This window comes from Candidatus Edwardsbacteria bacterium, from assembly GCA_031082425.1.
Lineage (GTDB): Bacteria > Edwardsbacteria > AC1 > AC1 > EtOH8 > UBA2226.
Window position 1 is genome coordinate 1,146 of record JAVHLB010000010.1, and the last position, 14,878, is coordinate 16,023.

A 14,878-nucleotide genomic window follows, 5' to 3' on the forward strand; every position below is an offset into this window, starting at 1 on the left:
TAACAGCAGGTCGTCCCGCCAGACCTGGTTGCGGGCATAGGCCGAGGCCCCCAGGCCGATGATCAGGGCCGCCCAGATGATGACCGCGATCCGCGGCTTGATCCTGTCTTTTAGGTAATGGAAGATCCCGGCCAGCACCAGACAATAACCCGCCAGGGGCAGGTACATCCGGTGCTCGAAGATCACATCCCGGATGGGGATGATGCCCGACTCCACGCTCAGGGCCAGAAAGAACCACCAGATCCCGAAGGATATCAGCCGGAACCTGCGGTATAGCCAGACCCCCAAAGACAGCAGGCCTAAAAGCAATACCCCGCTCAGCAGGGTCTTGGTCTCCCATAAACTTCGGCTCAGGGCAAAGTCGTAATCCAGGTTCTGGTTCACCGGAACCGCCAGCAGGCGGATATAGGTCACAATGACCCGGAACTGGGTGATAAGATACTGCCACCGGCCGATGTCAGCGGTCTCCCGGGTGGGGGCCAGTCTGAATATCAGTCCAATGGCGATTGCCAGCACCAGACCGGAAAGCCCGAAGATGATCAGTCTTTTATTGATCCGGTCATCCCGCCGGATGAAAAAGAACTCCACCATCAACAGCATCAACGGCAGGGTGAAGCTGATCTCCTTGCTTAAAAATGCCGCCAGGCCGGATAACACCGTGCCGGCATAATACCAGAGAGGTCTTCTCCCCTCTCCCGAGGTATGGATATACCTCCCCTTGATGTACAAGCATACCGCCAGCAAATAGAACATCGTTGCCATCGAGGTCAATCTCTGGACGATATAGCTTACCGCCTGGGTCTGCACCGGATGGCTGACAAACAACAACCCCGCCCCCAGGGCCAGCCAGTACTTCGCCCTGCCGTCCTTGTCTCCGGAACTGACCAGCGGGTTGGACAGCAGCAGCAATGCCAGCCAGCAGACCAAAAGGCCGTTGAGGGCATGGATGGCCACATTGACAACATGATAACCGGCAGTCTCCAGGCCGCCGAAACGATAGTTCAGGGCGAAGGAAAGATTCACCAGCGAACGGGGAACGGCCCTTAGAAGCGAGTGGGAATAGATCGAAAGCGACCGGATGCCATGGTTCTCCACTAAGGCATGAGAATCGTCCAAATGGAAGGGGAATTGGTAACTATTAAAATAAATGGCCAGTACTGCAATAAAAATTACCGCAGGAATGCCAATAAAATATGAATGTTTTTTCATTTGACGGAATTCCCGACTGGAAGGATAATTTCTTTTTTTCTAATAAGCACTAAATAATATATCGCCAATGAAATCACAGCGCTCACAGTAATGTATATATCCTTAAATTTAATGAAATATTTCATCATTACCAAAATCAAAGTGAACGGAAGGGCGTAGACGATTTTATTGATTATCCCCAGAAAATCCTTGACCGTTACCTTCGGAGATATTATGTATATATATGTCAGTAGACCTGAATATAAAACAACACCGGTCAATGAAAACAACAACAGAGCCAAATAGATATTCTTTATCATATAACCGCCTATAAAAAGGCAAACTGCTGTTGCAATTATTGAAATGACATTGAAGATCAACAATATTCCCTGCTTTTCCAACGCCAATAATACCGAGCTTACCGGCGATGTGCAAAACTTAATGAAAGCATAAATCCCCAGGATCTGCAAATATTTTCCGGCCTCTAGCCATTTGGCGCCCAAAAATACCGTCATCAGTTCCTGCCCGAATAACAAGGCTATGATGCAGGGGAAAACACCGACCATAAAAAGCACTTTCACTACTTTTGTAATTTCATCGGCATAGTCGGCATTGTTCCTTACCTGCTCGGATATCCTTTGATAAAACACTTGGGCAATCGATGCCACTATCAAACCCATGGGCAGCTGCATCAGCCGGTATACCACCGAATATTGCCCGACTATCGACTGGGCGAAGAATGTTGAAATTAAAAGGATCGGCAACTGATAGTTAAGAGTGTTCAGCAAGCTGCTCCAGGCATCCACCAACGGGAATTTTTTATATCGCAGGGCATTTCGGCGTATGTCCGCCCACTTGAAATTATTAACCGCTTTTTTAAAATCAACCTTTATAAAATAGCCCGTCAGCAGAGCGCTCATTGCCAAATAGCCGCCCACGGACCCGACGATCAGGGCCCCGGTATTGATAAGGCCGCCCCAGACAAATCCCAGGATTATCAGCCCCGATACGACGGAACCCGTCACGGCAGCAACGGACATTAAAAAATATTTTTGATTTCGAGAAAGCCAGTAATAAACGGTTTGGTAAAGCCCCTTTAATAAAAGGACCAGCGGCAGCAGCCACAAATAAGGTTTTACCAAAACCGCCCTGACCGGAATAAGGTTTGTTTGATGATTCAACGCCACACCAATCGTAATCACCAGGGCCAATGTCAGGGCCGTCAGCAGGCAAAGCGCCATGATGCTAATCGCATCATTCTCGTCCGGAGGAAGCATTATTGACAATTCGTATCGCAAGCAAATCACCACGCCCAGCAGGCTTGCCAGAGAATCAAAAACCGCCGCCGCCCCGAAATGCTCCGGCAGGAATATCCTGGAAAAAACCGGAATAAGAATAAAACCCGCCAATTGGGCCATAAAGGTCCCGCTGGCCAGTGTCATGACCTGGCCGGCAAAATTGTATTTTATGGGCGGATCTATTTTGTGCATGGCATTCAAACGGCACCGGTCAGTTTTTTTGATAGAGGGCTATCACAGCTGTATACTTTTTTAACGGCAGACGCTTCAGCAACCCGTATAATGACTTCTTGATTTTTGCCGGAACAGTTGAAGGCTTTTCGGCCGTGGGGTTGTCAATAACCCCGGGCTTCCCCCTGAAACCGCAAGCCGGGCAATAGCTGCTCCCCAGCCTGGCCGGCATCTTATATTCCTTCCTGTTGAACAGCCACATATAGGCCCGGACCAGGCCATAATAATTGGCAAAATAAACTTCATCCGATCTTATAACGGCGTATTTCGCCAATGTGAAATTGGGGAAAAGCTTTGCCAAGGTATTTTCATCGAAAACATTTAAATGATAAGTGGGGTTAAAACGGCAGCCACAATTAGGGCATTTCAGAAAGATTCTTTTCTCCTTAAAAGGCACCGATATCAGGATGAATTGTTCCGCCACCCGGGAGATCTCATTCAATGAAGTATTGTATATTCCCGCCGGCAAATGTTCCAACACTTCAAGACAAGAAACCAGGGGGACGGACCTGCTTCGAAATGGTAGCTGGGCTAAATCTCCCAGTATGGTATAGCTCCCGGCAAGTTCTTTTGTTTGCGATGCGGCGGCCTTTGACCTTTCCAGGCCGATCCCCGTTATTTTTTTATCCGACAGGAGCTGCAGGAATGAGCCGTTGCCGCAGCCCAGGTCAACAACCGTACCAATGCCTTCAGGCATCAGCTCCATCGCTTTTTCGAAACGCAATCTGTCGAAGGAGCTGTTGAGATATCTATCCTGGTCCCAAAACTCCGGTATTTCGTAGTAATTCTTTTCGTACATATTATATGTTTGACTTTTGGGGTTATTTTTGGTAATTTTGCTTGAACATCAAGTGAGAGTATATGCCCAAAAAAATATTGATCATCTGCTTTACCGACATTGCCCGGGATCCGAGGGTTAGACGCCAGATATCATTTCTCAAGAATAGTTATGAAATAACCGTTTTGGGGTCCGGCGATCCCGGGATAGCGGGCATAACCTACCTGCATTGCCCTTTTAAACACCATACCGCCAGGCAGAAAGTGGTCCCCTTTCTCCTGCTGGCCGGACGGCAATACGAAAAGCATTATTGGCGGCAAAGCTTCATCAAGACCGGTTTGAAGCTCCTGGAGAACCGGCGATATGATCTGCTGATCGCCAATGAGATCAACAGCCTGCCCTTGGCGGTTGCTGCTGCCGGCGGGGCCAAAATACTGTTCGATGCCCATGAATATTACCCGGGATCTAGGGAAAATACCCTGATCTGGGAGCTTACTTTTAAACCGTACTTTCTCCACCTGTGCCGGCGTTTTCTGCCTGGCACCGATGCCTTCACCACCGTGTCCCATGGAATCGCCGGGGAATATGAGCGCATTTTCAAAATGCCGGCCACGGTCATCACCAATGCTTCGGATCATGCCGCGATCACACCCCGCCCGACCGACCCGTCAAGGATCAGGCTGGTCCATCACGGCCTGGCCATTCCGACGCGCAAAATCGAGGACAACATCGAGATACTCAAGCATCTTGACGGCCGGTTTGAATTGAACCTGGTGTTCTCGCACAACAGCGATAAAAAGTACATCCGGCATCTGAAAAATATGACCCGGCAGCTGAGCAACGTGGTCTATCATGAGCCGGTCGAGATGGAAAATATACCCGCTTTTATTTCCCGGTTTGATATCGGGCTGGCATATTTCAAACCGACCACCTTTAACCTGAAGCACGTACTTCCCAACAAATTTTTTGAATTCATCCAGGCCCGGCTGGCTATCGCCGTAGGCCCTTCCCCAGAAATGGCGGGGATCGTGTCCCGGCACGGGCTGGGATTGGTATCCCCCAGCTTTGCCCCGGCCGACCTGGCAGGACTATTAAATACGCTCTCCGCTGCCCAAATCGATGAATACAAGCACAACTCCGACAAAGCTGCCAGGCTATTTTGTGCGGAGAACAACAAAGCGGTCCTCCTGGATCTGATAGGCTCTCTGGTCGGTCACTAAACTTGAAGGACCTGGCCCAGCCCCTGGAACAATTCCCTTACCTTCAACCCCCAATCATTGGCCCGGGCAATGCGGATATATTTCTCGGGATCGCCGGGGTTGGCGATGGCCGCTTTTATGCTGTTGGCAAAGTGGCCCGGGTCTCTTGAAAGGAATAGCGGGAGACCCATTTCTCTGATTTCCCGCCAATCGCTGGCCACCACCGGTTTGCCGCAGGCAAAATACTGGTAGAGTTTGGCCGGATTCAACCCGCCCACCAGCTCGGGGTATTTATTCATGTCGAAAGGCATCAGCCCCACATCGGCGTGCTGCAGATACCCCGGCAGCTGGTGATAGCCTTTTTCGCCAAGCAAAAACACGTTTTGGTGCCTGGCGATTTTTTTTGCCGGCGGCAGCAGGGGGCCGATGTAAACGAAGGATACTCCGGGCAGTGCTTCGGCCGCCTGGTTGAGCGCCTGGAAATCAAGCCATTCCACTATGGCCCCGGCGAAAACCGCTCTCGGTCTTGGGATCTGGGCATATTCGGGGGGCAGTTCCGCCTGGGCGGCATAATCATCAAAGACCACGCCATTGGAAAAGTATCTGAACTTTTCCGGGTCACCGGGATCGATCCCTTTTTTAACCCCCAGGGAGGGGTACAAAACCACATCGGCGGCCTTTACCAGGGCTTCCTGTTCGCGGCCCACGGCCGGGCAGTAGGTATCCCTGAGCTTGGGGTCGTCGGCGGCGCGGTACACTACCTGGCGGGCCCCGATCCCGTCAAGCAGGAAATTGAAATAAACCGAATCGAAATACATGACATCCACGCTGCCAAAGCCATTCTGCCGGATCCGGTCCAGGATCGGCGGAAAGGCAAGGCGATGCCAGTTCTTATGCACCCACCCGCTTTTAAGCAGCGGCTTGTTGGCCGGGACGGCAACGGAGCCGGGGACATAGGCCCAAAGATTGCCGCCTTCTGCATGGATCCCCCCTGCCCGATAAACCGCAAACCGGTCCTTGAGCCTGGTTTGGTCCCGGGGCCCGAAAAGGTGGGCCGGCGATATAGGAAAGGAGACATAGGCCACCTGCCATCCGTCTTGGGCCAGTATCCGGGCTATCTGATGGCTGCCGACCCGGAGGGGGCTGCCCCAGTATTGGCTACAGGCCATTAATATTCTTTTCATGATCCGTTAGCCGTCATAACCTGAAAATACATCTACCAAACCGTCCATAGTGCTGGTCCAATTAAAATATTCTGCCCTTTTTCCGGATCGGCTCATCGCCTGCTTATAGAGGCTGGGATCTTGAATAAGTTTGACCACGGCTGAGGCCAAGGATCCGGCATCATTGCCGGGGATCAGAAATCCGCTGCTCTGGTCAATGACCGTCTCGGCCGGGCCGCCGGAGTTGACCGCCACCACCGGCAGTCCGTGCGCCATGGCCTCCAGCGGGGCCAGGCCGAAAGGCTCGTTGAGGGCGGCGCTGACGTACAGATGCGATCCGTCATAAAGCCGATCCAGTTGGGGGCGGCTGACACTGCCCGAAAAACTGACCAGCGTTTCCAGACCGAGTTGACCGGCCAGCCGTTCCAGAGCCCCTCTCTCTTCCCCGTCGCCCACAATGTTCAGTCTCACCTGATGTCCCTGATCCAACATTATCTTCAAAGCCCTGATGACCGTCCCGATGTTCTTGAATTTGGTCAGCCGGCCGACTGTGATCATGGTGAACGCCCCGCCATCAAAGATCTTCACTTCCACCGCCCCGGGCGCCTCCACCCCGATGTACACCGTCTTGATCATATCATCGGCATAGCCGTAGACCTCCTGGGCGTATCTCCGGGTGTATTCCGAATTGGCGATCACCCGGTCTGGCAGGGCGGCAAATCTTCCATCAATGGCCTTGAGCAGGGGATTGAACAGCCTGGCCCCCAGCCGCATCAGCGGATCTTTGATGGAGGCGATCCATTCCCGGGAGTGGATGAAGGCCGAGGGCTCCTGGCACATCCACACCAGGCGGATCTTCTTGTGAAACAGCTTGTAAAAGCCTCCCCACCAGTTGGCCGGAAAGACCTGGGAGAATAAAATAAAATCATCGAATTTATTGAGGACCCGGGATATCTTGATGCAAGACCAGGGGAATAGGATCCAGAACCACAGGCTGGAGGACAGCGGTCCGCCGATATCAATGAAATCAATTTCTTGGCGGTAATCCCCCACCAGTGCCTGATCGGCCCTGATGGAGATGACCCTGACCCGGTAGCCCCGCTGGGCCAGCCGGCGGCCCGATTCCAGCACGAACCGGCCGGCTCCGCCGTAAGCGGTGAAATGGGGATGCAGATATATAATGGTCCGGGCCATGGTTCAACCGCCGCCGATCAGAGACCACAGCCGGTAGACAGCCGTGGTCTTGATCGTGTTAAACCGGTGTATTAATCTAAGCATTGGTCTTTTATCAAGATATCTCAGCGCGATCCGATATTCCTCGTCAAATTGGGCGCCAAAACCGCCGCCGCTCTTGGACTGCCGGTACCAGCGGAAATCGGCCAGATGTTCTCTGATCACGTTTATCCGGTATTTGGAAGCCAGCCGGCACCACAGGTCGTAATCCATGACATAATGGAGTTTTTCATCAAAATATCCCACTTCGCGGTGAACATCCCGGCGCCAGAAGGTGGCCGGCTGGGAGATGAAGTTCTCCTTTAAAAGATTATTGAAAGACGGGAATCTCAGCAGGATCTTTTTATAACGGGTGACGGCCTTCCTTATCTCCCGCCCCTGTTCATTGATCACCCGGCAGTATCCGGTCAGAAACTTTTGATCCGGATGTTTTTCGAAGAAATCGCTGACCGCCTGCAGGCATCCCGGGGCCAGCAGATCATCCGCGTTCAGGTAGGCGGCCACCTCCCCCCCGGCTATCCTCAGGCCCTGGTTGATGGCGTCGGACTGGCCACGGTCCTTCTCCGAAAGCCAGCGGAAGGCCAGGCCGGCGCAGGCTGGTTTGATCCGCCCCGAGTTGAGATCGCCCTCATATTTTCTTAATATCTCCAGGGTGCCGTCGGTGGAGCCGCCGTCGATGACCAGATATTCCAGCTCGAAATCACCGGCCTGGGAAAGAACCGAGTCGATGGTCAGGGGCAGAAAGCGGGCCAGATTGTAGCTGGGGGTGACTATGGATATCAGCATCTACTTGCCTTCCAGCATTTCCCTCAATTTTTCCTTGAGCAGGCCGATCTCCTGGGCCATTTTTTTGTTCTTCTCGGCCAGATCCGAGGTGATGATGGAGAACTGGATCAGGATGACGAACAGGGCCATCACCAGTATCAGCAGGAAGGCGGTGGGCGGGTAGGCGATGCCCATCAGGTTGGCCAGCACCTCCAGGCCCCGGCGCCATATCGAGAAGAACAGGAAGACCGTCCCGATGAACAGCCACAGCAGGGAATGGTTCTCCCGGATCCTTTTCCGGCGGATCAGCTCCAGGATGAACAGCAGCAGTCCGACGCTGCCGGCTATGGCTAAAAACTGGATGCGGTGCGGATCGAACGAAGCGAACATCACTCCCTCCTTATTTTGGGCCGGATGGCATTCATGGCCAGGGTCAGCAGCACTTTTATCATGTAATAGGGTCCGATGAGGCCGGACAGCGAGGAGACGCCTTTCTGGCGCTGTTCCATCTTCACCGGCACCTCGGTCATTACAAAGCCGTTCCGGCCCAGCAGCACCACCGCCTCGGGCTCGGGAAAATCATCGGGGTACCCCCCGGCCAGAAATTCCAGGGCCCGGCGGTTGTAGGCCCGGAAGCCCGAGGTGTTGTCGGTGATCCGCTGTCCGATCAGCAGGGAGTTTACCAGTTGGATCATCCTCATGCCCAGGCGTCTTAAAAATGTTGCTTGGTACTCATAAGGCTTGGTTAAAAATCTGGACCCTATCACCACCTCGGCCTGCCCTGCCAGAAGCGGGGCGATCAGGGCCGGGATCTCACCGGCCAGATGCTGGCCGTCCCCGTCGAACTGGACGGCGATATGGTAGCCGTTCCTTTGGGCATAGATGAAGCCAGTCTGCACCGCCCCCCCGATGCCCAGGTTGACCGGCAGGTCTATCACCCGGACCCCATGGGCCCGGGCGACGGCCGAGGTATCGTCGGAGGAGGCGTCATTGACCACCAGGATATCGGCCTCCAGGCCGGAGGATCGCAGGTCTTCGATCACACGGCCAACATTCCCGGCCTCGTTGAAGGCCGGGATGATCAGCAGGATCTTGGGCGGTGTTTTCATTTTTTACCAAGAAGCTTTATCAGGTCAGGCTTTAATTTTAAGGCCCGCCCCAGGTACAGCCGGGAACTGTCTTCCCAGCCCTTTTGCCTGTATAAAATACCCAGGTTGAACAGCGCCTCGGGGATCCTTCCATCGATATCCAAAGTCCTTAGATACTGCCGCCGGGCCTTCTCCAGTTTACCCTGTTGGTGGTACAGCATGCCCAGGTTCAGCTGGGCCTCGATATTCTCGGGACGGCTCAGTATGGCCAGCTGGTACTGCCGTTCCGCCCCGGCGGTATCGCCCCTCTGGTGGTAAAGATAGGCCAGGTTATATCTCAGAGATGAGGAGCGGGGCGCCAGTTCCAAGCTTTTTTTAAAACTATCCTCGGCCTTCTGCCATTGGCCCAGCGACTCGTACACTATGCCTAAACCGTGATAAATGTCCTTGTTCTCAGGGTCCAATTGCAATGCCCTTTTATAATACAACCCGGCCCTTTCGTACTCCCCTTGTTCAATAAAAATATACCCCCATTGGGTATATGATAACGCAACCTGCGGTTCATTATCAACTAAATTCAGCAACAGACTGTCTTGATCATAATAAACGGGAAGCCGCACAATCGTTATAACAGCATAAAAAGCAATAAAGATCCATGACAATGCAAAATAAAGTGGCTTGTCCAATTTGATCCTTTGCGGCCAGTTCATTTGAGAGAGCATTATTATTGCGCCGATAAATGAAACATAAATCCGGTGTTCGTGATAGAAAGCAAAATCGGTGCCTCTTAGCAAGTGAGGCATAATAAATATCACTGCTATCGATAAACCAGAATAAAATACAAGCCGGTTTTTAACACCCCAAAAACGGACAAAAAACAGCAGGACGGCCAAGGCGCTCAGACCGTACCATAACATAGCGGGCTTAGGGATGGGCAGGACCGAAAGGTTGAACGGAAACAGTACCTTTCCGGCATAGCCCGGCATTCCCTGGATATTTTCCCAGGCGCTGTTGAACACCATTTGGCCCGAACCGGGATTGGCCGTAATCACCGAATTCCTGATGAACAGCCAAAGTAGGGTTATGGTCAGCCAGCCCAGGACAATATAAACGCTATGGGCGGCTCTGCTCCCCTTCCCTTTAGCGGCCAATAAAATAATGAGCCCGGCAACCGGAAATCCGACGGCGGATTCTTTGGTAAAAAGCGCCACGGCCAGGAAAAGCATGCTCCCTGCAACCCAATACCAAGCCCTGGTCTGGCTGTAGTTGACCAGGGAAATGACAAAGCACAGCATCCACAATCCCAGCAAGGTGTCGTTGCGGCCGGGGATCCAGGCCACGGCTTGAACCATCAACGGATGCACCAGGAAAAAGGCCGAGAGAAAAAACGACAGGATAGGGGCAACCTCAAATTTCCTAAGCAGTGAAAACAGCAGGCCGGCACAGATATAATGGATCACAAGATTCGTCAGGTGATAGATCCAAGGGGAGATCCCGGCGATTTTGGCATCCAGCATGAACGAGGCAACCAGCAGCGGCCGGTAGGCCACGGTATCAGCCCGGAAAACGTCCGAGCCGAAGAGGTCAAATATGTTGCCGGGGTCAGCCAGGTATTTTTGATTGACAACTATCAGATAATAATCGTCAAAATAGCTGTACTTGAACCCGATGGCCGGTAAAAAAAGTATTATGGCCAGTCCGGCTAAAATGAGGTAAAATCCCTTGTCGCCTTTTAAAATATCTTTTATTTTATTTAAAAAATGGATCATCTTTTTTTGCAATTAAAATAGGTAGGTTGTCAATAATACAACCTACCTACAATTTTTACAATGGCATTTTTAGATGGCGGTGCCTGGTCTTAAGGTCAGGGACAACAAGGAAGCGTTGCTCTTGCCATAAGCGGTGATGGTATACCCATCAGTGGCGCCCTCATATCCGGTCTCACCAGGGTTCACCGGCACGCCGTCAAGAACCGTGGCCACTCCGCCAAAGGGGTTCTTTAAGGACACTGCCGCAATCATAGCATCGAAGTCAATATCCCCGGCCGCGCCCGGGCAGGTGGTGGTGCCATCGGTGGGATAAATGCCGTCTTTCCTGGTGGCAAAATCCTCAGCGGTCAGCTGAACGGTATGCATGTTGGACTTGACAGCCGATTCCTTGGCCCGGTCCTGCATGGACATAAAGTTGGGGATGGCGATGGCCGCCAGGATGCCGATGATGACCACCACGATCATCAGCTCGATGAGGGTAAAACCTTTGCGGGACATTTTGTTCTCCTTTTTTAAATTAATGGGATTGTTAATTAATTATCTCTGCACCAATTAAATAAATGCAAGTTAAATGCCAATTGATAGATTCATATAACTAATTATCCGACAGACCATTAAGTATTATCTTATTAAAATTTTAAGCAATAACACTATTGCATTATAATTTATATTGCATTATGCAATACTAGATTGCGTTTCCGGGAGATAAATTAAAATTCAATATCCGGTCTTTTCCGAACCCCCTTATTTTATATGTTACGGCAACAAGGGCCGAACCTTCTGGTATAATATTATTTGCGGCATCGTACCCGGTAAAATATACCACCCCTGACGGTCCGACAGGCGCGTCATTGGGAAGATATATCACGGCATGGTCATTCCGGTTAAAGGGATTGGCATAGCTCATATAGGGACAGATCAAAGTGTTGGGTGGAAAGGGCGGCTTGGTGGCACCCTCGGTTATTGATTTGTGAACGTCGTTTCCGGTTATGTCCGATATTCTTACGGTCAGATCAGCCGGATAAAAGCCACCGGTCCTGGTATTGAAATCCTCCACCACCAACTGCAGGGTATGCATGTTGCTTTTTAATGAAGCCTCTATCGCCCTGTCCCTCATGCTAAGGTAATTAGGAATTGAAATGGCGGCCAGCACTCCGATTATGACCACCACGATCATCAGCTCTATCAGGGTGAAACCCTTCTGGGATGTTTTAGCGGCCTTCTCCTGGATCCGGTTCAGCTTTTCGATGATCTCCCGGTCCACCTTCTGCTCCTCCTTTAGTTTGCGGGTGTATACCTCCAGCTCCGAGAGCACCGATCGGGCGGCCTCCTGCTCCCCGGCCACCATCTTCCTGATGCTCTCGGTCATTACATTGAACTGCTCGGCCAGATGGTGTCCCTCGTCGTTCTTGCGGAATTTCATGGGGTGCTTAGGCCAGTCGCCCTTCTCCAAAGACTTCATGCCGTTATTCAACCTTACCAAAGGTCCCGCTATACGATGGGAGATAACTATGGATATCCAGCCCATTATTAAAATAAGAACCGGAATGACGATGAACAGCGTTTTATGAACCTGGTCGAATATATTGATCAGCGATGTTTGGCCGGAAGCATAAGCCGGGCCGGTGATCCCGTTCCAGATTATCAGATAGACCGCCCCGCCCACCAGCAATATCCCGCTGGCCACCATGGCCAAGATCTGGGCTACGATCCTGATCTGCATATCCTTGTGAGCCAGTATTTTCCGCCTTCTATTTTCAGCCATACTTATCCTTTGATTGAATTGTCATATAATACAAGCAATTATCATGCCTAAAATCGGGAGCCAAGCCAAAGTTGGCTTTGATCGCGTTCGTTGAATTTTGGCGCACACTCATCGCGAGGCATTCAAGCATGATAAACAAACGAAGCGATCCATTTTATTTAGATTGCTTCATAAGCATCAAATACAGCCAACCTCGCAATGACTATTATCGCCATACTGACTGCCCTGCTTTTATTCATCCGTAATGTTATAACTTTTCAGCTTGCGGTACAGGGTGGCATAATGGATCCCCAGCTTTTTGGCCGCCAGGGATTTGTTGTTGCCGCATTCCTCCAATACCCGAAGTATGGTCCGCTTTTCCTTGTCCTTAAGACTGCCTCCCTCCTCCGGGGCTTTCTTTTTCACCTCAGGGCCGGGCCGCAGCAGCTCATCGGGAAGGCTGGACCGCTCGATCACCGGGCCGGTCTCCAGGATGATGGCCCGCTCCAGGACATTCTCCAGCTCCCGGACGTTGCCCGGCCAGCCGTACTGCATCAAAGCATCCCTGGTGGCGGCCGACAGCAGTTTTACCGGAAGGTTCTGCTTCCGGCAGTAATTGTCAATGATCTCCTCGGCCAGCAGCAGCACGTCGTCCTTGCGGTCCCTTAAGGGGGGGATGGTTATCTGGATGACGTTGAGCCGGTAGAACAGGTCCATCCTGAACCTATTATTCTCCACCGCCTTGGCCAGGTCGCTGTTGGTGGCCGAGATCACCCGGACGTCCACCTTGATGGGACGGGTGCCGCCCACCGGAACGATCTCCCGCTCCTGCAGCACCCGCAGCAGCTTCACCTGGATGGCCGGCGAGGTCTCGGACACCTCGTCCAGGAAAAAGGTGCCGCCGGAGGCCACCCGGAACAGGCCGTCCTTGTCGCGCATGGCCCCGGTGAACGATCCCTTGACGTGGCCGAACAGCTCCGATTCCAGCAGGGTCTCCGGCAAAGCGGCGCAGTTGATGCTGACGAAAGGCCCCTGCCCCCGGCCGCTCAGGCGATGCAGCTCCCGGGCCAGCAGCTCCTTGCCGGTGCCGGACTCCCCGCTGATCAGCACCGTGCTGTCGGTGGGGGCCACCTGCTGGACCATGTTCATGATCTCGACGAAGTTGGGGGACCGGCCTATTATCCGGCTGTCGTATTCCCGGCCGGCCTGTTCGGCCTTATGGGCCCCGGGGATCTCGATATGGGCAAACCGGATGAAATCGTCGATGGTCTTGCGGATGTACTCGGTCTTCTCCTTCACCCGGGAGATCTTGGAGATGATGACCGGGTCCACCTCGTTTTCCCTCATCAGTTCGGAGATGGTGGCGTTTATCTCGGAGAGATAGGGATGCAGCAGTTTCAGCAGGGATTTGGTCAGCTCCTTGGAGGTCTCCAGCTGTTCCATCTCGATCATCCGGTTCTCCAGGGATTTGACCGCGCTAAGGTCCTGAAAGATGGCGATGACGCCCTCCAGCCTCCCCTGGCTGCCGTAGACCGAGGTGGTGCTGACCCCCACCGGGATGCCATCCTCCCGGCCCCGCGATATCTTTATCTCCATCCGCTGGGAGCGGTTCCCCGGCAGGCTATTCTCCGGGTTCAGCACGCCCCCCAGGGGCTCCAACCCCTCAACGGCTATCTGGGAGACATGGCGGCCGATGATGTCCTTTTTTTCCAGCCCCAGTATCTGCAGGCCGGAAAGGTTGCAGTATACGATCTGCCCTTTTTCATTGATGGTCAGCAGGCCGCTGCCCATCTTCTCCAGGATGTCGCCGGTGGATAGCTTGAACTCCTCCAGGGCCCGGGTAGTATCCTCCAGCTGCCGGCCCTTCAGCCTCAGCCTTTCGGCCAGGTAGCCGGAGAAGGCCGCCACCAGGTAGAAGCAGATGGCATAGAGGTATCCCCGGAAAACAAATTCGGTGGTGAAGGCGGTCACAAATTCCTGGTCCCGGCCCAGCAGCAGGCCGGTCCTCAGGCTGCGGTAATCCAGATAGATCAAAAAGGCCAGGGTCAGGCTGGACAGGGTGGCGGTGATGATGGCCCCCCGGGCGAACCGGGCGTTGGCGGCGGCGATGATGGCCAGGAAGAACAACAGGGTGAAGGGGTTCTCGGCCCCGCCGGTCCTGTGGATGAAGATGGCGATCCAGCCGATGTCCAGCACCATTTGGGCATAATCCCACCGCCAGCCGGGCCATTTGTAATTCAGATACCTGGCCAGAATGGTCAGCAGCAGGTACATGACCGACAGCAGGATGATGGCCGAAAAAGAAAGGGGAAGCGCCCCCAGTGCCTTCAGCACCAAAGCGCTTCCCGTCATCAGGGCCGCGATCGTCACCCGGCCCCACAGCAGGACCGGGTTATCCTTCAGGAGGTTTACTCCCATCAGC

The 14,878-nt window shown here is 53.0% G+C and carries 12 protein-coding genes; 1 reads left to right on the top strand and 11 read right to left on the bottom strand.

The features are described 5' to 3' along the window. Nucleotides 1-1,205: 1,205 nt before the first annotated feature. On the bottom strand, nucleotides 1,206-2,678 hold the full coding sequence (locus RDU76_09850; protein ID MDQ7799225.1) for an oligosaccharide flippase family protein: 1,473 nt from the start codon (nucleotides 2,676-2,678) through the stop codon (nucleotides 1,206-1,208). Between the two features lie 19 nt (nucleotides 2,679-2,697). Next, on the bottom strand, nucleotides 2,698-3,516 hold the full coding sequence (locus RDU76_09855) for a methyltransferase domain-containing protein (GenBank protein MDQ7799226.1): 819 nt from the start codon (nucleotides 3,514-3,516) through the stop codon (nucleotides 2,698-2,700). 62 nt (nucleotides 3,517-3,578) lie between these two features. On the opposite strand from RDU76_09855, the gene RDU76_09860 reads away from it, so the two are divergent. Continuing rightward, the gene (locus RDU76_09860) at nucleotides 3,579-4,715 is read left to right on the top strand and encodes a glycosyltransferase (GenBank protein MDQ7799227.1); all 1,137 of its coding nucleotides are present in this window, start codon (nucleotides 3,579-3,581) and stop codon (nucleotides 4,713-4,715) included. Here RDU76_09860 and RDU76_09865 read toward each other — a convergent pair. From RDU76_09865 to RDU76_09905, 9 genes are all read right to left on the bottom strand, one after another. Continuing rightward, nucleotides 4,712-5,878 (bottom strand): glycosyltransferase, encoded by a 1,167-nt coding sequence (locus RDU76_09865; protein MDQ7799228.1) that lies wholly within the window; start codon nucleotides 5,876-5,878, stop codon nucleotides 4,712-4,714. The genes RDU76_09860 and RDU76_09865 overlap by 4 nt on opposite strands. Before the next feature lie 6 nt (nucleotides 5,879-5,884). Continuing rightward, on the bottom strand, nucleotides 5,885-7,051 hold the full coding sequence (locus tag RDU76_09870; GenBank protein MDQ7799229.1) for a glycosyltransferase family 4 protein: 1,167 nt from the start codon (nucleotides 7,049-7,051) through the stop codon (nucleotides 5,885-5,887). A 3-nt stretch (nucleotides 7,052-7,054) separates the two neighbouring features. Then, nucleotides 7,055-7,876, bottom strand: a complete 822-nt coding sequence (locus RDU76_09875) for a glycosyltransferase family 2 protein (protein ID MDQ7799230.1) — start codon at nucleotides 7,874-7,876, stop codon at nucleotides 7,055-7,057. After that, nucleotides 7,877-8,245, bottom strand: coding sequence for a DUF2304 domain-containing protein (locus RDU76_09880; GenBank protein MDQ7799231.1), 369 nt, complete (start codon nucleotides 8,243-8,245; stop codon nucleotides 7,877-7,879). Then, complete coding sequence (locus RDU76_09885) at nucleotides 8,245-8,964, bottom strand: glycosyltransferase family 2 protein (protein MDQ7799232.1); 720 nt, start codon at nucleotides 8,962-8,964, stop codon at nucleotides 8,245-8,247. The genes RDU76_09880 and RDU76_09885 overlap by 1 nt, the downstream gene beginning before the upstream one ends. Continuing rightward, complete coding sequence (locus RDU76_09890; protein ID MDQ7799233.1) at nucleotides 8,961-10,712, bottom strand: tetratricopeptide repeat protein; 1,752 nt, start codon at nucleotides 10,710-10,712, stop codon at nucleotides 8,961-8,963. The genes RDU76_09885 and RDU76_09890 overlap by 4 nt, the downstream gene beginning before the upstream one ends. A gap of 69 nt (nucleotides 10,713-10,781) precedes the next feature. Beyond that, on the bottom strand, nucleotides 10,782-11,210 hold the full coding sequence (locus RDU76_09895; GenBank protein ID MDQ7799234.1) for a prepilin-type N-terminal cleavage/methylation domain-containing protein: 429 nt from the start codon (nucleotides 11,208-11,210) through the stop codon (nucleotides 10,782-10,784). Between the two features lie 187 nt (nucleotides 11,211-11,397). Beyond that, nucleotides 11,398-12,477 (bottom strand): prepilin-type N-terminal cleavage/methylation domain-containing protein, encoded by a 1,080-nt coding sequence (locus RDU76_09900; protein MDQ7799235.1) that lies wholly within the window; start codon nucleotides 12,475-12,477, stop codon nucleotides 11,398-11,400. Nucleotides 12,478-12,708: 231 nt separating this feature from the next. Continuing rightward, nucleotides 12,709-14,874, bottom strand: coding sequence for a sigma 54-interacting transcriptional regulator (locus RDU76_09905; GenBank protein ID MDQ7799236.1), 2,166 nt, complete (start codon nucleotides 14,872-14,874; stop codon nucleotides 12,709-12,711). Nucleotides 14,875-14,878: the final 4 nt, after the last annotated feature.

What these genes read in the sequence shown, in the direction of transcription:
- RDU76_09850 (MDQ7799225.1), bottom strand. Translation starts at nt 2,678, where the DNA reads ATGCACAAAATAGATCCGCCCATAAAATACAATTTTGCCGGCCAGGTC.
- RDU76_09855 (MDQ7799226.1), bottom strand. Translation starts at nt 3,516, where the DNA reads ATGTACGAAAAGAATTACTACGAAATACCGGAGTTTTGGGACCAGGAT.
- RDU76_09860 (MDQ7799227.1), top strand. Translation starts at nt 3,579, where the DNA reads ATGCCCAAAAAAATATTGATCATCTGCTTTACCGACATTGCCCGGGAT.
- RDU76_09865 (MDQ7799228.1), bottom strand. Translation starts at nt 5,878, where the DNA reads ATGAAAAGAATATTAATGGCCTGTAGCCAATACTGGGGCAGCCCCCTC.
- RDU76_09870 (MDQ7799229.1), bottom strand. Translation starts at nt 7,051, where the DNA reads ATGGCCCGGACCATTATATATCTGCATCCCCATTTCACCGCTTACGGC.
- RDU76_09875 (MDQ7799230.1), bottom strand. Translation starts at nt 7,876, where the DNA reads ATGCTGATATCCATAGTCACCCCCAGCTACAATCTGGCCCGCTTTCTG.
- RDU76_09880 (MDQ7799231.1), bottom strand. Translation starts at nt 8,245, where the DNA reads ATGTTCGCTTCGTTCGATCCGCACCGCATCCAGTTTTTAGCCATAGCC.
- RDU76_09885 (MDQ7799232.1), bottom strand. Translation starts at nt 8,964, where the DNA reads ATGAAAACACCGCCCAAGATCCTGCTGATCATCCCGGCCTTCAACGAG.
- RDU76_09890 (MDQ7799233.1), bottom strand. Translation starts at nt 10,712, where the DNA reads ATGATCCATTTTTTAAATAAAATAAAAGATATTTTAAAAGGCGACAAG.
- RDU76_09895 (MDQ7799234.1), bottom strand. Translation starts at nt 11,210, where the DNA reads ATGTCCCGCAAAGGTTTTACCCTCATCGAGCTGATGATCGTGGTGGTC.
- RDU76_09900 (MDQ7799235.1), bottom strand. Translation starts at nt 12,477, where the DNA reads ATGGCTGAAAATAGAAGGCGGAAAATACTGGCTCACAAGGATATGCAG.
- RDU76_09905 (MDQ7799236.1), bottom strand. Translation starts at nt 14,874, where the DNA reads ATGGGAGTAAACCTCCTGAAGGATAACCCGGTCCTGCTGTGGGGCCGG.